The sequence below is a fragment of the Oryzobacter faecalis genome (assembly GCF_046764005.1).
GTDB classification, from domain to species: Bacteria; Actinomycetota; Actinomycetes; order Actinomycetales; family Dermatophilaceae; genus Oryzobacter; species Oryzobacter faecalis.
On record NZ_JBKOFW010000001.1, the window covers coordinates 134,693 to 151,820 of the forward strand.

The window sequence follows — 17,128 nt, forward strand, 5'->3', positions numbered from 1 at the left end:
GCGCACACTGTCGGCAGAGGTGAGGCCGATGAGGGCAGCCCTGGCGACCGGGTTGCTCGTCGCGCTGCCCTCGGTCTGCTTCATCCTCCTCGCCGAGTGCGTCCGGTGGGTCGGGGGCGGACCACCGCCCTGGCTCGTGCGCCCGCTCGTCCCCGCCGCCTCGCGCGCGTGGGCCAGGGTCCGGCGGCGCCGCGAGCCCGAGCCCCTGCCGTCGGTCCTCCTCGCGATGGAGCTGCGGCGCCTCGAGGCCGAGGTCCGGCGGGTCGAGGAGGGCGACGCACCGCACCGCGCGATGCGGATGCGGGCAGCGCTCGCGGCGTACGACTGCCTCCTCCTCCAGCTGTGCGAACGGGTCGGCGTCGAGACCGACGTCGGGCTGCCGCCGCTGCCGTCGGGGGAGCGCCTCGCGCTCGAGGCCGAGCTCGTGGCCGCCGGTCACGACTGGTGACCCCGCCCGACGTGACCGCGGCCCCGACGTGACGTCCGTCGCACCCGCGCGTGGGGTGGGCAGCGTCACGCCGGGGTGCCCTCGTCGGGGGGTCGGGGCTCTGGGAGGATCGCCGGCATGGCGCGTGACTTCACCAGCGTGGGTGTGATCGGACTCGGCACGATGGGTGCGGGCATCGTGGAGGTGTTCGCCCGCAACGGGATCGACGTCGTGGCGGTCGAGATCGACGACGCCGGTGTCGAGCACGGCAAGCAGGTGCTCGGTGGCTCCACCGGCCGCGCGCTCGCCCGCGGGAAGATGACCCAGGAGGAGCACGACGCCCTCCACGCGCGCGTGCGCTTCACGACCTCGCTCGACGACCTCGCCGACTGCCAGCTCGTCGTCGAGGCCGTCCCGGAGCACCTCGACCTCAAGAAGGAGGTCCTCAGCCGGGTCGACAAGGTGGTCGGGCCGGACGCGGTCCTCGCGACGAACACCTCCTCGCTCCCGGTCACCGAGATCGCGGTCGCCACGTCGGACCCCAAGCGGGTCGTGGGCATGCACTTCTTCAACCCCGCGCCCGTCCTGCAGTTCGTCGAGGTCATCCGCACGGTCGTGACCGCCGACGACGTGTTCGAGGACGTCAAGGCGCTCGCCGAGCGGATCGGCAAGCGGCCCGTCGTCGTCGGCGACAAGGCCGGCTTCATCGCCAACGCCCTGCTCTTCGGATACCTCAACCACGCGGTGTCGATGGTCGAGTCGCACTACGCCACCCGCGAGGACCTCGACGCGGCGATGCGCTTCGGCTGCGGCTACCCGATGGGCCCGCTCCAGCTGCTCGACCTCATCGGCCTCGACACGGCCTACGAGATCCTCGACACGATGTACAAGCAGGGACGCGACCGCCTCCACGCGCCGAGCCCGATCATCAAGCAGATGGTCTCGGCCGGACTGCTCGGGCGGAAGTCCGGGCGCGGCTTCTACACCTATGCCGAGCCGGGCTCACCCCAGGTCGTCGCCGACGCCCGGACGCCGACCGGCGGGGTGCCCAGCGGGGTCACGCTGCGACCGGTCGCCTCGGTCGGCGTCGTCGGGTCGGGGACGATGGCGACCGGCATCATCGAGGTCTTCGCCAGGGCCGGGTTCCCCGTGACGTTCGTGGCCCGTTCCGACGAGAAGGTGGCCGCCGTGGTGACCTCGCTCGGCCGCAGCTGTGCCCGGGCGGTCGAGAAGGGGCGGATGACGGCCGAGGAGGCCGACGCCCTGCTCGGCCGGGTCGCCGGTGCCACCGGGCGCGAGGCGCTCGCCGACGCCGACCTCGTCGTCGAGGCGATCGCCGAGGACCTCGAGGTCAAGCAGGACCTCTTCCGCGACCTCGACCGGATCTGCAAGCCCGGTGCAGTCCTCGCGACGACGACGTCCTCGCTGCCCGTCATCGACTGCGCGAAGGTCACCTCGCGGCCCGAGGACGTCGTCGGGATGCACTTCTTCAACCCGGCCCAGGTGATGAAGCTCGTCGAGGTCGTCCACACCGTCTCGACCGCGCCCGACGTCGTGGCGACCGTGCAGGACCTCTGCGCGCGGGTCGGCAAGGTGGCGGTGACGTGCGGGGACCGCTCGGGCTTCATCGTCAACGCGCTGCTCTTCCCGTACCTCAACGACGCCGTGAAGATGCTCGCCGCGAACTACGCCACGGCCGACGACATCGACACCGCGATGAAGACCGGGTGCGGGCTGCCCATGGGGCCGTTCGAGCTGCTCGACGTGGTCGGCCTCGACGTGTCGCTGGCGATCCAGCGCGAGCTGTACCTCGAGTTCCGCGAGCCCGGGTTCGCGCCGGCGCCGCTGCTGGAGCACCTCGTGACGGCGGGCTACCTCGGCCGCAAGACCGGCCGCGGCTTCCGCACCCACGCCTGACCCAGTTCTCTCCCCCCTCGGCCCGCTCCGCGTAGCAGGACACGCCGACAACACGCCCGAGATGTCGGCGTGTCCTGCGACCTGGGGAGGTGTCAGGGCGCAGGGATCGAGCGGGTGAGGGCCAGGTGGAGCCTGCGCAGGAAGAGGTCGCGGCGGGTCGTACTCGTGTGGTCCGCCGCGAAGACCTCGATGACGACCACCCTTCGGCCTCGGCGAGCCCACGGCGGTGCGCGTCCGCCGAGCGCGCCCCGATGCCGCCGTGGACCTCGCCCTGGTACTCCACGATGACGCGCTCGGCATCCCACACGAGGTCCCCCTCGAGCAGCCAGCCGCCGTGGCGGTCGTGGACGGCGGCGTTGACCCGCGGGTGGGGGAAGCCTGCCCGAACGACGACGAGTCGCGTCCGTGACTCCATCGGTGACCTGACCCCGGGTCGCACGAGGTCCAGGGCCTGCCGGAGCCGGCCCGCACCCGGCACGCGCCCCCTGCGGTCGAGCGCTGCACGGAGGGCGTCGGTCGACACGCCTCGGGCGAGGGCCGCATCGCCGGCCACGACCAGGTCGTCGACCGTGAGTGGCCTCGCGTGGACCGACCCGAGATCGACCCACGTGTCGGCCAGGCCGGTGACGGGGACGCCCGCAGCGGTGTCGGTCTCGCGCACCTCGACGCCGAGGTGGCCGATGCACCCCCTGCGGCGCACCACGGCCTTGCCGGTCGGCCCGATGACGTCGAGCGCGCCCCGGTCCTCGAGCGGGCGGGGCAGGGGCAGGCCCCACAGCACGGCGGCCGTGACGTGGGAGAACACCTGCCCGTGCCGCAGGACGCGGGCCACCACCTCCGCCCGCTCCCGCGTGGTCGAGGGTCTGCCCACGCGTCGAACACCCCGTGTGGCGGTGACGAGCGCGGGGTCCCGCAGGTGCCAGAGCGGTGCGTCGCTGCGCACGAGCTCGTCCGGGGTGAACACCACGCCGGGGAAGCGTCGAGGTCGGGCCGCGGGCACCTCGCCACGGTGACGCATCGACGGCGAGCCGCGGTGGCGTCATCCACAGGCCCTCCTCGGGTTGCAGGACACGCCGATTGCCAGCCCCGTTTGTCGGCGTGTCCTGCATGGTGGAGGCGGGCGGGGTCGTGGAGGCGCAGGTGGGTCGGTCACTAGAGTCGCGCGGGTGAGCAGCGCTGACCCGGACCCCGCCGCCCCGCAGACCTCCCCCCTCCGGACGCCCGACCTGCCCGCCCGAGCGCGTGTCGTCGTCATCGGCGGCGGGGTCATCGGGACCTCGATCGCCTATCACCTGGCCCACCTGGGCGTCACCGACGTCCTCGTCCTCGAGCGCGACCGGCTCACCTCCGGCACGACGTGGCACGCGGCCGGCCTGATGACGTGCTTCGGCTCCTTCAGCGAGACGAGCACGCGGCTTCGCCTCTACTCGCGTGACCTCTACGCGCGCCTCGAGGAGGAGACCGGCGTCGCCACCGGGTTCAAGCCGGTCGGGCTCATCGAGGCCGCGGCCGACGCGGACCGGCTCGAGGAGTACCGCCGGGTCGCCGCGTTCCAGCGCCACCTCGGCCTCGAGGTCGAGGAGATCGGCCCCCGCGAGATGGCCGACCTGTTCCCCTTGGCCCGCACCGACGACCTCCTCGCGGGCTTCCACGTCCCCGGTGACGGCCGGGTCAACCCGGTCGACCTGACGATGAGCCTGGCCCGCGGGGCGCGGAACCTCGGCGTCCGCGTCGTCGAGGGCGTGTCGGTCGAGCAGGTGCTCACGCGCCCGCGCGGTCTCGTCGAGGAGGTCGTGGGCGTGCGGACCGCTGCCGGCGACGTCGAGTGCGAGCTCGTCGTGAACTGTGCCGGGATGTGGGCCCGCGAGCTCGGCCAGCGCAACGGCGTCGTCGTGCCCAACCAGGCGGCCGAGCACTACTACCTCGTCACCGAGCCGATCGACGGCATGAGCCCCGACGCGCCGGTCTTCGAGGATCCCGCCGCGTACGGCTACTACCGCGAGGAGGGCGGCGGCATGATGGTCGGGCTCTTCGAACCGGTGGCCGCCGCGTGGAAGGTCGACGGCATCCCGCAGGACGCGAGCTTCACGACCCTCCAGCCCGACTGGGACCGGATGGCGCCGTTCGTCGAGAGGGCGGTGAGCCGGGTCCCGGTCGTCGAGACGGTCGGCATCCGGACCTTCTTCTGCGGCCCGGAGTCCTTCACCCCGGACCTCTCGCCAGCCGTGGGGGAGGCGCCCGGCATCCACGGCTACTTCGTGTGCGCCGGGCTGAACTCGGTGGGCGTGCTGTCGGCGGGCGGTCTGGGCCGGGTCGTCGCGCAGTGGATGGCGACCGGTCGCCCCGACGTCGACGTGACGGGCATCGACGTCGCCCGCTTCCGGGACTGGCAGCTCGACCCCACGCGGCGCCGCGAGCGCACGGCAGAGGTCCTCGGCACGGTCTACGGATCGCACGCCCCCGGCATCGAGCTGAGGACGGCGCGCGGTGCCTTCCGCTCGCCGGTCCACGACCGCCTCGTCGCCCACGGGGCCAAGCTGCGCGACGTCAGCGGGTGGGAGTCGGCGGAGTGGTACGCGGGGGAGGGCGAGACCCCCGACCCGGGTGAGCCCGGCTGGGGCCACCGCCCCTGGTACCCACGGTGGAAGGCCGAGCACGAGGCGGTCCGCGAGCGGGTCGGCCTCATGGACATGTCGTTCATGGCCAAGCTCGCGGTCCGGGGTCCGGACGCGGGTGACGTCCTCGACCGGCTCTCGGCCGGCGCGGTCAACGCCGCCGACGGCCGCATCACCTACACCCAGTGGCTCGACGACGACGGCCGGATCCTCGCCGACGTCACGGTCACCCGTCTCGCCGCGGACGACTTCCTCCTCGTCGCCTCGGACACGGCTCACGGGAGGGTCGAGGGGCTGCTCCGCCAGGGGGTCGGTGACGCGGCTGCCACCGTCGAGGACGTCACGACCGACCTCGCGCTCCTCACCGTGCAGGGCCCCGCGAGCCGTGACACCCTCGCCGCCGCCGCCCCCGGCACGGACTGGAGCGCTACGGCGATCGCCTTCCGGGACGCCCGGCGGGTCGAGCTCGCGGGTGTCGAGGTGCTCGCCGTCCGCATCACCTACCTCGGCGAGCTGGGCTGGGAGCTCTACGTCCCCGCCGACCGGGCCATCGACGTCTGGGATGCGGTACTGGATGCCGGTGCGGCACACGGGATCTCGCCCGTCGGCCTCCGCGCGCTGTCGAGCCTGCGCATGGAGAAGGCCTACCGCGACTACGGCCACGACATCGACAACACCGACGACGTGTGGGGCGTCGGGCTCGGGTTCGCCGTCGCCCTCGACAAGCCGGGCGGGTTCGTGGGGCAGGAGGCGACGCGCGCCGCCAAGGAGCGCGGCACCCCGCACGAGCGCCTCGTGCAGGTGCTCCTCGACGACCCCGAGCCGCTGTTGTTCCACGCCGAGCCGGTGCTGCGCGACGGCGTCGTCGTCGGGTACGTGCGGGCCGCCTCGTACGGCTGGACGCTCGGGGCGGCGGTCGGCCTCGCCTTCGTCGGTCACGACGGGCCGGTGACCGCGCAGTGGCTCGCCGACGGGTCGTGGGAGGTCGACGTCGCCGGCACGCGTCATCCGGCCCGGGTCTCCCTGCGTCCCCTCTACGACCCCAGGAGTGCCCGCGTCCTCGCCTGACGCGCGTCTGGGAGGATGGCGCGATGCCCCGCGCCAACCGCCGACGCCGTGACCTCGAGTCGCGCCCGCTCGGCGGTTCCGGCGAGGTGTCGACGCAGTCCTGGGGCGGGCGGCCCTGGTACGTGCGGCAGCTGACCGGCGCGAGTTCCACCCGCGAGTACACCTGCCCGGGCTGCCACCAAGGGCTGCCGCCGGGGGTGGCGCACGTCGTCGTGTGGCCCGCCGAGGGCGTGGGCGGGGTCGAGCAGCGGCGTCACTGGCACTCGCGCTGCTGGCAGGCGCGCCACTCCGCCCGCCCCTGACCCGGTCGTCGTCCCGGGCGAGGGGGCCGTACCGAGATCGACGTCCTGGTCGGTGTCCGGACGGGAGGGTGTGTGTCCCGGCTCAGTGCTGGCGCTGGCGGGGGACGAGGACCTCCTCGTAGAGCAGGAGCAGCCCCGCCGCCACGGGGATGGCGAGCAGGGCGCCGAGCACCCCGAGCAGCGCGCCGCCGACGAGGGCTGCGACGACGGTGACCGGTCCGGGCACCGACACCGTGCGCTGCATGATCCTCGGTGCGACGAGGTAGTTCTCGATCTGCTGGTAGACCAGGTAGTAGACGCCGGCGACGATCGCCTTCTGCGGCTCGTCGAAGAACGCGACAAGGCAGACGAGCACCGCGCCGAGGGTGGCGCCGACCATCGGGATGAGGCCGAGGAGGCCCACCGACACGGCGAGGACGGCGGCGTAGGGGATGCCGACGATCGACATCATCACCCACGACAGGACCGCGTTGAGGGTCGCGATGGCGACCTGGCCGATCGCGTAGGAGCCGACGCGCCGCATGATCTCCTCGGACAGCGACACGACGCGGGTGCGTCGCGAGGCAGGGACCACCGCGTAGGCGGCGTGCTTGACGCGGGGGAGCGACGCGAGGAAGTACAGGGTGAGGACGAGGATGGTCAGCACCTGGAACGCCCCGCTGACGACGGCGCGTCCGGCTCCGAGCAGACCGCCGAGGATCCCCTCGAGGAACCGCTGGTCCGCGAGCTTCGCCGACAGCTCGGCCTGGAGCTTGTCGATGACGTCGTAGTTGCGGTCGAGCTCGCGGACCCACCGGCTGTTGAGGGTGTCCTGGACCCATCCGGGCGCGCTCTGGGCCAGCTCGGCCCCCTGGGCCACGACGGGCGGGATCACGAGGAAGCCGAGGAGGACGAAGACGACGATGACGCCGGAGAAGACGATCGTCACCGACCCGGACCGGCGCACCCCGCGGGCGACGAGCCGGTCGACGATCGGGTTGAGGGCGAGGGTGAGGAAGACCGCGACGACGAGGACGGTGAGCGTCGTCGTCAGCCGGCCGACCATGTGCCAGAGCCCCACCGCGAGCATCGCCCCGGTGGCGCCGAAGAACCCGATGTAGAAGGGCGAGTGCCGGTTCAGCGGCCGTCCCACGACACCGAAGGGCGCGCCCCCGGGCAGCGCGCCGGACGGCAGACCGTCCGGCGGACCGTCCGGCGGACCGGGCGGCGGACCGGACGCGCCCGCCGCCGGACCGCCCTCGGCCTCGGCGAGGAGCTCGTCGACCGTGTCGCCGCCGTCGAGCTCCTTCCCGGCGCCGGAGGACGGTGCGCCGGGGTCGGAGGCGTCGGCGGCCCGGGCCGCGATGCGGTTGCTCTCCTCGAGCGCGGCGAGCTGACGCCGCCGGAACTCACCCCACCGGGTGACCGGAGCCCACAGCCTCGACACGTCCACGTCGTACCTCCCGCGGCCACCCTAGTGGCGCCCGGGCCTGCGACGACGGGACCGGGAGGGTGGGTCTCCCTCGCCGTCGGGACGTGGTCTCAGGCGTCGCTGAAGCGGTTGATGGCCGACTCGAAGCGGGCGCGCTTGTCGGTGTCGGTGACCCCCAGCCCCGGCTCGGGCGAGAGGGTGAGGACGCCGACCTTGCCCTGGTGGGCGTTGCGGTGGACGTCCAGCGCGGCCTGCCCGACGTCCTCGAGCCGGTAGGTCTTCGACAGCGTCGGGTGGACGATGCCGCGGGCCACGAGGTCGTTGGCCTCCCACGCCTCGCGGTAGTTCGCGAAGTGCGAGCTGACGATCCGCTTGAGGTTCATCCACAGGTAGCGGTTGTCGTACTCGTGCAGGTACCCGGAGGTCGAGGCGCAGGTGACGATCGTGCCGCCCTTGCGCGCGACGTAGACCGAGGCGCCGAAGGTCTCGCGGCCCGGGTGCTCGAAGACGATGTCGACGTCGTGGCCGCCGGTGAGCTCGCGGATCTTCTTGCCCAGGCGCTGCCACTCCTTGGGGTCCTGCGCGGTGTTGTCCTCGTTCCAGAACCGATAGCCCTCGGCGGACCGGTCGATGATGAGCTCGGCGCCCATCGACCGGCAGATCTCGGCCTTCTCGGGGGAGGAGACGACGCAGATCGGGGTGGCGCCCCCGGCGAGGGCCATCTGGGTCGCGTAGGAGCCGAGACCGCCGGACGCCCCCCAGATGAGGACGCGGTCGCCGAGCTTCATCGCGGCGCCGTTCTTGCTGACGAGCTGGCGGTAGGCGGTGCTGTTGACGAGGCCGGGGGAGGCGGCCTCCTCCCACGACAGGTGCGCGGGCTTGGGCATCAGCTGGTTCGCCTTGACGACCGCGAGCTCGGCGAGGCCGCCGAAGTTCGTCTCGAACCCCCAGATCCGCTGCTGCGGGTCCATCATCGTGTCGTCGTGGCCCTCGGCGTCCTCGAGCTCGACCGAGAGGCAGTGCGCGACGACCTCGGTGCCCGGCTTCCACTTCGTGACGCCGGGGCCGGTGCGCAGGACGACGCCCGCGAGGTCGGAGCCGACGACGTGGTACGGCAGGTCGTGCCGCTTGGCGAACTCCGAGGTGCGCCCGTAGCGTTCGAGGAAGCCGAAGGTCGAGACCGGCTCGAAGATCGAGGTCCACACGGTGTTGTAGTTGATGGCGCTCGCCATGACCGCCACGAGGGCCTCACCGGGGGCGAGCTCGGGGACCGGGACGTCCTCGACGTGGAGGGACTTGCGGGGATCCTTCTCCTTCGTCGGAAGGTCGGCGAACATCTCGACCTCGTCCTTGTGCACCGTGGCGGCCCGGTACGCCTCGGGGATGGCGATGCCGGCGTAGGTGGCCTCGCTCCGGTCCCCGGAGAGGATGGCCTCGCGGATCTGGTCCATGCGGTCGTGCTCCTTGGAGTTGAGTCGGACAGCGTCGTCGGCAGACACCTGCCGGCGAACCTAGCGGCCACCGCGGGACGCGGGCGGGGACCTATGACGGCGCTCACGACGTGATCCGGCTCACCGGGGTCGGGGACGGCGTTCGGGGGCCCGGGATACCGTGCGGTCGTGGCCGGTTCGTTCCTCACCCCCCGTCGAGCGGTGCTCGGCGCGGTCGGTGTGGGGGCCTACTCGGCGGCCGCGCACTGGAGCATCACGCAGCGGATCATGCGGGCCGAGATCCTCCTCTACAGCGAGACGGTCGCCTTCTCCGGCGGCGGCGCCCGCGAGCTCGTCCCGCGGGGCCACGCCGACCGGGTCGTGCCGGGGACCCGCGTGCTCGCCGGCCGGCCCTTCACGAACCGCCTCGTCGAGGACGAGCGGGCCTGGCTGGAGGACTGCGCCCCCTGGGTTCGACGGCGCCTGGACGACGGCGACGGGCTGCTGCGCTCGGCGCTGCTCGACCTGCGCGTGCTCTCGGACGGTCTCCCGGTGTCGGTGGCCGGCTGGACCGACCGCTGGCGGTACGCCTGGCCCCGGGACGTCTCGTTCGCGTCGGCCGCGCTCGCCCGGGCCGGTCACGCCGACCAGGCGGCGCGACACCTCGGCTTCCTCCAGCGGGTCCAGCGACGTGACGGCTGGTTCGAGGCCCGCTACGACATCTCGAGGCGGCGGCGGCCGGATGACCGGGTGCCGCAGCTCGACGGCACCGGGTGGGTCGTCTGGGGCGCCGCCCAGATCGCCGCGGCCGACCCGGAGCGAGCGGTCGACAGGCTCGCGCCCCTGCGGCCGATGCTCGTGCGCTGCGCCCGCCGCCTGCTGGCCTCGATCGACGGCGAGACCGACCTGCCGCAGCCGTCGTCGGACTACTGGGAGCGCGTCGAGGACACCCTGACCCTCGGGACGGCCGCGGCCGTCCTCGCCGGGCTGCGCTGCGTCGGTGACGTCCTGCCGTACGTCGGCGAGATGGCCCTGGCCGACCGCACGGCCCGCGCCGCCGAGGTGCTCGCCGCGGCCGTCCGCGACCGGTTCGGGCCGGGCGGCTACCCGCGGCGGCTCGGCGGGTCGGCGCCCGATGCCGCCGTGGCGTTCCTCGTGCCCCCGATCGGGCCCACCGCGGCCGACGTCGAGGTGCTGTCCGCCCTCGACCGGGCCCAGACCGCGATGCTGCGCCCGGCGGGCGGCCTGGCGCCGGGCGAGGAGTGGAAGAACGACGGCGTCAGCTGGACCCCGCAGACGGCGCTCTTCGCGTCGGCCTGGGCGGCGAACGGTCACGCCGGCAAGGCCGACGCCCTCCTCACCTGGCTCGGCGCGCACCGGACCGACGCCGGCTCCTACCCGGAGAAGGTCCTCCACGACGGTCGGCCGGCCGCGGTCGCGCCGCTGGCCTGGACCGCCGCCCTCGTCGTCATCGCCCGGCACGAGGAGGTGCGCGCCCGATGACGAGGCGCGGCTCGTCGTGGGCGGGCCTCGTCGTCACCCTCGTCGCGTTCCTCGGGCTCACGCTCGCCGCGGCGACCGCGACCCCGGCGGCGGCCGGCTCGGAGGACGCCCGCCCGCTCGTCGTCGTCGGGATCCCCGGGCTCACCTGGTCCGACGTCCGGGACGGCGACCTGCCCCACGTCACCGGCCTCGCCGACCGCGGCTCCCTCGGCTCGCTGACCGTCCGGGCGGTCCGGAGCACCTCGTGCGCGACCGACGGGTGGCTCACGCTCTCCTCGGGCCGCCGGGCCGCCGACGCGCTCGCGGGCTGCCGAGACCCCGGCCCCGTCGTCGGCGGGACCGTCCCGCTCTGGGAGGAGTTCGTGGCGGCCGCGCGTGGCGCCGGCTACGGGGCGCGGCCGGGGACGCTGGGCACGGCGGTCGCGGCGGCGGGCGGGTGCGTCGCGACGGTGGGCCCGGGAGCCGCCATCGGGGGGGCCGACGCGTCGGGGCGGGTCGCCCACCACTCGGAGGCGCTGCCGGACCGGTTCGACTGCGTCATCACCCTCATCGACGGCGAGGTGCTGCCGACGGAGGGGCCGGCCCGGACCACCGTGCTCGCCCGCGCCGACGACCTCGTCGGGCGGGTGGTCGCCGTGGCGGACGCATCGGGCGCCGACGTCGTCGTGGCCGGTCTGGGCGACGGCGTCTCCCCGGTGCGCCCGCGCGCGGTCGTCGCCGCGGGGCCCTCCTTCCCTGCGGGCCTGCTCAGCTCGGCCTCGACGCGTCAGCCCGGGGTGGCCCAGCTCCAGGACCTCACGGCGACCGCGCTCGCGCGCGCCGGGGCCGGGACGGAGGGGGTGACCGGCCGAGTCCTCACCGCCTCGGCAGACGGCTCGCCGGTGGCCGAGCGGGTGGCCGACCGCGTCGGCTTCGAGGAGAGGGCGGCCACCCTGCGGTCGGTCAGCCCGCAGGTGACCGGCTGGCTCGCCGCGGGGTTCGCGCTCTGGTGCCTCGCCGTGGCCGTGGTGTGGTGGCGGAGGGAGGCCGGGACGCCCCTCCCTCGAGGCCTCGTGGTCGCCGGCGTGGCGGTCGCGTCGGTGCCGGTGGCGACCTTCGTCGCCAACCTCGTGCCGTGGTGGCGGTCGGGTGCCCCGGCGGCCGCGTTCGTCGCCCTCCTGCTGGGCGTGGTGGCCCTCGTCGGTGGGGCCGCCCTGCTGGCCGAGCGCCGGCGCCACCTCGGCGGCCTGCTCGTCGTCGCGGTCGTGACGCTCCTCGTCCTCGGCGGCGACGTCCTCCTCGGGTCGCGGCTCCAGCTGGGGTCGGTGTTCGGGCAGAACCCCACCGTCGGGGGGCGGTTCTACGGGTTCGGGAACACCTCGTTCGCGCTCTACGGGGTCGCGGTGCTCGCCGTCGTCGCGGCACTGGCGGCCCCGGGCCGGTTCGGCCGGTGGGGTGGACCCGCGCTCGGGCTCGGAGTCCTCGTCGCCGCCCTCGGCCTCGAGGCCCTGCCGAGCCTCGGCGCCGACTTCGGGGGCCCGCCGGGGCTGCTACTCGGCGGGCTGCTCGTCCTCGCGACAGCAACAGGCCTGCGGCTCACCGTCGTTCGCGTCGTGCTGGCGGCGCTCGGGTCGGTGGCGCTCGTCGCCGGGGTGGCCGTCCTCGACTGGCTCCGTCCGGCGGGCTCCCGCACCCACCTCGGAGCGTTCGTCGAGACGGTCGTCACCGGTGGTGCCGACGAGGTGGTCGGGCGCAAGGTCGCCCAGAACCTCGCCAACCTCGGCTCTCCGCCGCTGCTGGCGATGACGGTGGCCGCCCTCGTCCTCGTCACGGTCGCGTGGCGCACCGGGCGAGGACCGAGCGCGCCGGGGGGCGTCGTCCTGCGCGGTGCCGCGGTCATGGCCCTGGTCGGCTTCGCCGTGAACGACTCCGGGCTCGTCATCCCCGCGTTCGTCGCGGCCGTCCTCGCCCCGCTCCTCGTCGCAGCGGGCGCGAGGAGCGGGGCGGACCGGGTCAGTGGCCGGTGACGGGGGCGCCCTCCGGGTTGGCCGCGCGGTTGGGCAGCAGGACGGCGAGGGCGATGACGGCCACCGAGATCACCGCGCCGACGAGGAACGCCGACCGGAGCCCGCCGAGGAGGGCGCCGACCTCGTCGGTCCCGACCGCGGCGAGGGAGGTGGCGCGGGTCGTCATCACCGTGATGACGAGGGCCGTGCCGAAGGCGGCGGCGACCTGCTGGAGCGTGCCGAGCATCGAGCTCCCGTGCGAGTACAGGTGTGCCGGAAGCGAACCCAGCCCAAGCGTGAACACCGGGGTGAACACCGCGGCCAGCGCGACGGACAGCAGGACGTGCACGCCGAGGACGAAGGCGTACGGCGTCCCGGCACCGACCTGGGCGAGGCCCGCGAGGGCCAGCACGAGCCCGACCGCCCCCGGGACCACGAGCACCCGCCCGCCGAGGCGGTCGAAGACGCGCCCGACCGTCGGGCCGAGCAGGCCCATCGCGAGACCGCCCGGCATGACGAGCAGGCCGGTCTGGAGCGGGCTCAGCCCCCGCACCTCCTGCAGGTACATGGGGAGCAGGATCATCGCGCCGAGCATCGACATGAAGGACACGGCCATGAGGGCCAGCGAGAGCGCGTAGGTGCGGTGCGTCAGGACGCGAAGGTCCATGAGCGGTGAGCCGCTGCGCTGCAGCGAGCGCTGGCGCAGGGCGAAGCCGGCGATGGCGAGCAGGCCGGCGACGATGAGCGCGACCGGCGTGCCGACCTCACCCTCGGAGAACCGGCTGAGCCCGTAGACGAGCCCGCCGAAGCCGAGCGCCGCGACGACGACCGAGAGCCAGTCGACCTCACCCGGGGTCGTCTCGCCGACGTTCTCCAGCCGGCGGAACCCGGCCCACGTGACGGCGGCGGCGATCGGGAGCACGAGGAGGAACAGCAGGCGCCACGAGCCGGCCTGGAGGACCACGCCGGACACCGCCGGACCCATCGCGGGTGCCACCGACATCGCGAGCGTGACGTTGCCCATGACCCGGCCGCGGTCGCGCTCGGGCACGACGGTCATGAGGGTGGTCATGAGGAGCGGGATCATCACCGCCGTGCCGCCCGCCTGGACGATGCGCGCACCGAGGAGCACCTCGAAGCTCGGGGCGACGGCGGCCAGCGCCGTGCCGGTGAGGAAGGTCGCCATCGCCGTGAGGTAGGCGGTGCGGGTCGCGAAGCGCTGGAGGAACCAGCCGGTCACCGGGATGACGGCCGCCATCGTCAGCATGAAGGCGGTGGAGAGCCACTGGGCGGCCTGCGCCGTGACCCCGAGGTCGCTCATGAGCCGCGGGATCGCGTTGATCATGATCGTCTCGTTGAGGATGACGACGAAGGTCGCGAGGACGAGCCACCGGATGACGGGCGGGGTGCCGCGCGCGGGTGCGCGGGCCTCGCCGGCCGGGGTGACGGGGTCGGTGCCCGCGGGGGCGGGTGCGGTCGGGGCAGGCGAGGTCACGGGGGTCCTGACGGTGGGTCGGTCTGGGTGCCCGGTCCGTCACGTCGTCGGGGAGGGCCGGCAGCTCGAGGCTACGTGTCGCAAGTCACCCGGACGACCGGTTTATTCCGCCGCCGGGCCGCCGGGCCGGCGCGCCTCGCGGCGACCGGCCCCCGGCCCGGGTCAGTGTGCGGCAACCTGCGCTGGCTCGACGAGCTCGACGAGGATCCCGCCCGCGTCCTTGGGGTGGATGAAGTTGACCCGGCTGTTGCTCGTGCCGCGCTTCGGGGCGTCGTAGAGCAGGCGCAGGCCACGCTCGCGCAGGGTGGCGCTCACGGCGTCGAGGTCGGCGACGCGGTACGCGAGCTGCTGGATGCCCGGGCCGCTGCGCTCGAGGAACCTCGCGATCGTCGACTCGGGGGAGAGGGGCGCGAGGAGCTGGATGCACGACCCCGAGTCGCCGACCGCCATCATCGCCTCTCGGACGCCCTGCTCCTCGTTGACCTCCTCGTGGAGCTTGCGCATCCCGTAGACCCGCTCGTGGAACGAGACCGCCTCGTCGAGGTCGGCGACGGCGACGCCGACGTGGTCGATCGCGGTGAAGAGGTCGGTGGGGAGCTCGCTCATGGGGCCAGCGTAGGAGCGTGTCGGGGCGTCCCGCCGCACGGGTGGCGAGGGTCACCGACCTCCGGGGATGGCAGCGTCCGGCCGCCGCACTACAGTCGAGGACGTCCCCTCAGACACCACCTCCGGAGGCCTCCTCATGTCCACCGACCCGACCGTCATCGTCGCCGGCGCCCGTACCCCGATGGGGCGGATGAGCGGCTCGCTCAAGGGCTTCAGCGGCTCGGACCTCGGCGGCATCGCCATCAAGGGCGCCCTGGAGAAGGCCGGTGTGGCCCCGGAGGCCGTCGACTACGTGATCATGGGCCAGGTCCTCACGGCCGGTGAGGGCCAGATCCCCGCCCGGCAGGCGGCGGTCAAGGCCGGCATCCCGATGTCGGTGCCCGCGCTGACGATCAACAAGGTCTGCCTCTCCGGGGTCGACGCCATCGCTCTCGCCGACCAGCTCGTCCGTGCGGGCGAGTTCGAGGTCGTCGTCGCGGGTGGGCAGGAGTCGATGACGAACGCCCCGCACCTGCTCGAGAAGAGCCGCGACGGGTTCAAGTACGGCGACGTCACCCTCCACGACCACATGGCGCAGGACGGGCTGTGGGACGCCTTCACCGACCAGGCGATGGGCCTGCTCACCGAGTCGGCGAACACCGGCGACCTCGCCTTCACCCGCGAGGAGCAGGACGCCTTCGCGGCGCGCAGCCACCAGCTCGCCGCCCGCGCCTGGAAGGACGGGCTCCTCGACGACGAGGTCGTCGCGGTCTCCATCCCGCAGCGCAAGGGCGAGCCGCTCGAGTTCAAGGCTGACGAGGGCATCCGCCCCGACACGACCACCGAGTCGCTCGGCGGCCTGCGCCCCGCGTTCCGCAAGGACGGCACCATCACCGCCGGCTCGGCCTCGCAGATCAGCGACGGCGCCTGCGCGGTCGTCGTCATGCGGAGGTCGAAGGCCGAGGAGCTGGGCCTGGACTGGCTCGCCGAGATCGGCGCGCACGGCGTCGTCGCCGGTCCCGACTCGACCCTGCAGAGCCAGCCGGCCCGCGCCATCGCCAAGGCCTGTGAGCGCGAGGGCATCTCGCCCGCCGACCTCGACCTCGTCGAGATCAACGAGGCGTTCGCCGCGGTCGGCCTGGCCTCGACGAAGGAGCTCGGCCTCGACGAGGACAGGGTCAACGTCAACGGCGGCGCCATCGCCCTCGGCCACCCGATCGGCATGTCCGGCGCCCGCATCACCCTCCACCTCGCCCTCGAGCTCAAGCGCCGCGGCGGCGGGATCGGCGCGGCCGCCCTGTGCGGCGGCGGCGGCCAGGGCGACGCGCTCGTCGTCAAGGTCCCCGCGCAGGGCTGACGCCGCTGAAGGCAGCCCGCGACGTCGACGTCCCCTCCCTCGTGTCCGACGCGAGGGAGGGGCGTCCGCGTGCGGTGGCGCGTCTCATCTCCCTCGTCGAGGACGCCCACCCCGCGCTGCGCGAGGTCATGGCCGCGCTCGCCCCGCACACCGGCCGGGCCCACGTCGTCGGCATCACCGGGGCGCCGGGGGTCGGGAAGTCGACGACGACGAACGCGCTCGTCGCGGCCTACCGCTCCCGCGGCGCGCGCGTCGGGGTGCTCGCGGTCGACCCGTCCTCGCCCTTCTCCGGGGGAGCGCTGCTCGGCGACCGGATCCGGATGTCCGACCACGCCGCCGACCCCGAGGTCTTCATCCGCTCGATGGCCGCGCGTGGCCACCTCGGCGGTCTGTCGTGGGCGGCGCCGCAGGCCGTGCGAGTGCTCGACGCCGCGGGGTGCGACGTCGTCCTCCTCGAGACGGTCGGGGTGGGCCAGAGCGAGGTCGAGGTGGCGTCGACCGCCGACACGACCCTCGTCCTGCTCGCACCGGGGATGGGGGACGGCATCCAGGCGGCCAAGGCCGGCATCCTCGAGGTCGCCGACGTCCTCGTCGTCAACAAGGCCGACCGCGAGGGCGCCGACCGAACGGTGCGCGACCTGCGGCACGCCGTCTCCCTCGCGGACAGGTCCGAGCCCGGCACGTGGCGTCCGCCCGTGCTGCGGACCGAGGCCCTGAGCGGCACCGGCGTCGAGGACGTCGTCGGCGCGCTCGCGGACCACCTCGCCCACCTCGGCGACGCCGGGCTGCGTCGGCGGCGGACCCGGCGGGCGGCCCGTGAGGTCGAGGCGCTGGCCCTCGAGGCCGTGCGACGGCGGCTCGGCGGCATCGACGGGGCGCGGCTGGACGCGCTCGCCGCCGACGTCGTCGCGGGTCGGCTCGACCCGTACGCCGCGGCCGACGCGCTCGCCGGTACCTCTGACACCACCGCCGCCGATCCCGGGTGACGCGGCGCCGCCCGGCCCCGGCCACGGGCGGGCGGTCGGCCGGTGGG

General features: G+C 74.1%; 12 protein-coding genes. 8 read left to right on the top strand and 4 right to left on the bottom strand.

Translation table 11 applies throughout. The features are described 5' to 3' along the window. Positions 1 to 28: 28 nt before the first annotated feature. From ACK8HX_RS00690 to ACK8HX_RS00705, 4 genes are all read left to right on the top strand, one after another. Complete coding sequence (locus ACK8HX_RS00690) at positions 29 to 448, top strand: hypothetical protein (protein WP_411938720.1); 420 nt, start codon at positions 29 to 31, stop codon at positions 446 to 448. Between the two features lie 117 nt (positions 449 to 565). Next, positions 566 to 2,344, top strand: coding sequence for a 3-hydroxyacyl-CoA dehydrogenase family protein (locus ACK8HX_RS00695; protein WP_411938721.1), 1,779 nt, complete (start codon positions 566 to 568; stop codon positions 2,342 to 2,344). Between the two features lie 1,166 nt (positions 2,345 to 3,510). After that, the gene (locus tag ACK8HX_RS00700) at positions 3,511 to 6,027 is read left to right on the top strand and encodes a GcvT family protein (protein WP_411938722.1); all 2,517 of its coding nucleotides are present in this window, start codon (positions 3,511 to 3,513) and stop codon (positions 6,025 to 6,027) included. Between the two features lie 23 nt (positions 6,028 to 6,050). Beyond that, positions 6,051 to 6,329 (top strand): hypothetical protein, encoded by a 279-nt coding sequence (locus ACK8HX_RS00705; protein ID WP_411938723.1) that lies wholly within the window; start codon positions 6,051 to 6,053, stop codon positions 6,327 to 6,329. Positions 6,330 to 6,411: 82 nt separating this feature from the next. Here ACK8HX_RS00705 and ACK8HX_RS00710 read toward each other — a convergent pair whose 3' ends face one another. After that, positions 6,412 to 7,755 (bottom strand): AI-2E family transporter, encoded by a 1,344-nt coding sequence (locus ACK8HX_RS00710; RefSeq protein ID WP_411938724.1) that lies wholly within the window; start codon positions 7,753 to 7,755, stop codon positions 6,412 to 6,414. Positions 7,756 to 7,850: 95 nt separating this feature from the next. Continuing rightward, the gene (ccrA, locus tag ACK8HX_RS00715) at positions 7,851 to 9,191 is read right to left on the bottom strand and encodes a crotonyl-CoA carboxylase/reductase (RefSeq protein ID WP_411939328.1); all 1,341 of its coding nucleotides are present in this window, start codon (positions 9,189 to 9,191) and stop codon (positions 7,851 to 7,853) included. A 168-nt stretch (positions 9,192 to 9,359) separates the two neighbouring features. Between ccrA and ACK8HX_RS00720 the strand changes: the two genes are divergently transcribed. Both ACK8HX_RS00720 and ACK8HX_RS00725 read left to right on the top strand, forming a co-directional pair. Further along, positions 9,360 to 10,673, top strand: coding sequence for a glycoside hydrolase family 15 protein (locus ACK8HX_RS00720; protein WP_411938725.1), 1,314 nt, complete (start codon positions 9,360 to 9,362; stop codon positions 10,671 to 10,673). Beyond that, the gene (locus ACK8HX_RS00725) at positions 10,670 to 12,679 is read left to right on the top strand and encodes a hypothetical protein (RefSeq protein WP_411938726.1); all 2,010 of its coding nucleotides are present in this window, start codon (positions 10,670 to 10,672) and stop codon (positions 12,677 to 12,679) included. The genes ACK8HX_RS00720 and ACK8HX_RS00725 overlap by 4 nt, the downstream gene beginning before the upstream one ends. Here ACK8HX_RS00725 and ACK8HX_RS00730 read toward each other — a convergent pair. Further along, positions 12,666 to 14,153 carry an MDR family MFS transporter gene (locus ACK8HX_RS00730; protein ID WP_411938727.1) on the bottom strand — a complete coding sequence of 496 codons (1,488 nt, stop codon included), beginning with the start codon at positions 14,151 to 14,153 and terminating at the stop codon, positions 12,666 to 12,668. The two genes, ACK8HX_RS00725 and ACK8HX_RS00730, sit on opposite strands and share 14 nt — an antisense overlap. Positions 14,154 to 14,315: 162 nt before the next feature. Further along, positions 14,316 to 14,759: a methylmalonyl-CoA epimerase gene (gene mce / locus ACK8HX_RS00735; RefSeq protein ID WP_411938728.1), complete on the bottom strand. Its 444-nt coding sequence runs from the start codon at positions 14,757 to 14,759 to the stop codon at positions 14,316 to 14,318. A gap of 136 nt (positions 14,760 to 14,895) precedes the next feature. On the opposite strand from mce, the gene ACK8HX_RS00740 reads away from it, so the two are divergent. Together ACK8HX_RS00740 and meaB are read left to right on the top strand one after the other, a co-directional pair. Continuing rightward, a complete protein-coding gene (locus ACK8HX_RS00740; RefSeq protein WP_411938729.1) occupies positions 14,896 to 16,095 on the top strand; it encodes an acetyl-CoA C-acetyltransferase in 1,200 nt (399 codons plus the stop codon). A 5-nt stretch (positions 16,096 to 16,100) separates the two neighbouring features. After that, complete coding sequence (gene meaB, locus ACK8HX_RS00745) at positions 16,101 to 17,081, top strand: methylmalonyl Co-A mutase-associated GTPase MeaB (RefSeq protein ID WP_411939329.1); 981 nt, start codon at positions 16,101 to 16,103, stop codon at positions 17,079 to 17,081. The last annotated feature ends 47 nt before the right edge of the window (positions 17,082 to 17,128 follow it).

Coding starts and splice junctions, on each gene's coding strand:
- ACK8HX_RS00690 (WP_411938720.1), top strand. CDS start 29: ATGAGGGCAGCCCTGGCGACCGGGTTGCTCGTCGCGCTGCCCTCGGTC.
- ACK8HX_RS00695 (WP_411938721.1), top strand. CDS start 566: ATGGCGCGTGACTTCACCAGCGTGGGTGTGATCGGACTCGGCACGATG.
- ACK8HX_RS00705 (WP_411938723.1), top strand. CDS start 6,051: ATGCCCCGCGCCAACCGCCGACGCCGTGACCTCGAGTCGCGCCCGCTC.
- ccrA (WP_411939328.1), bottom strand. CDS start 9,191: ATGGACCAGATCCGCGAGGCCATCCTCTCCGGGGACCGGAGCGAGGCC.
- ACK8HX_RS00725 (WP_411938726.1), top strand. CDS start 10,670: ATGACGAGGCGCGGCTCGTCGTGGGCGGGCCTCGTCGTCACCCTCGTC.
- mce (WP_411938728.1), bottom strand. CDS start 14,759: ATGAGCGAGCTCCCCACCGACCTCTTCACCGCGATCGACCACGTCGGC.
- ACK8HX_RS00740 (WP_411938729.1), top strand. CDS start 14,896: ATGTCCACCGACCCGACCGTCATCGTCGCCGGCGCCCGTACCCCGATG.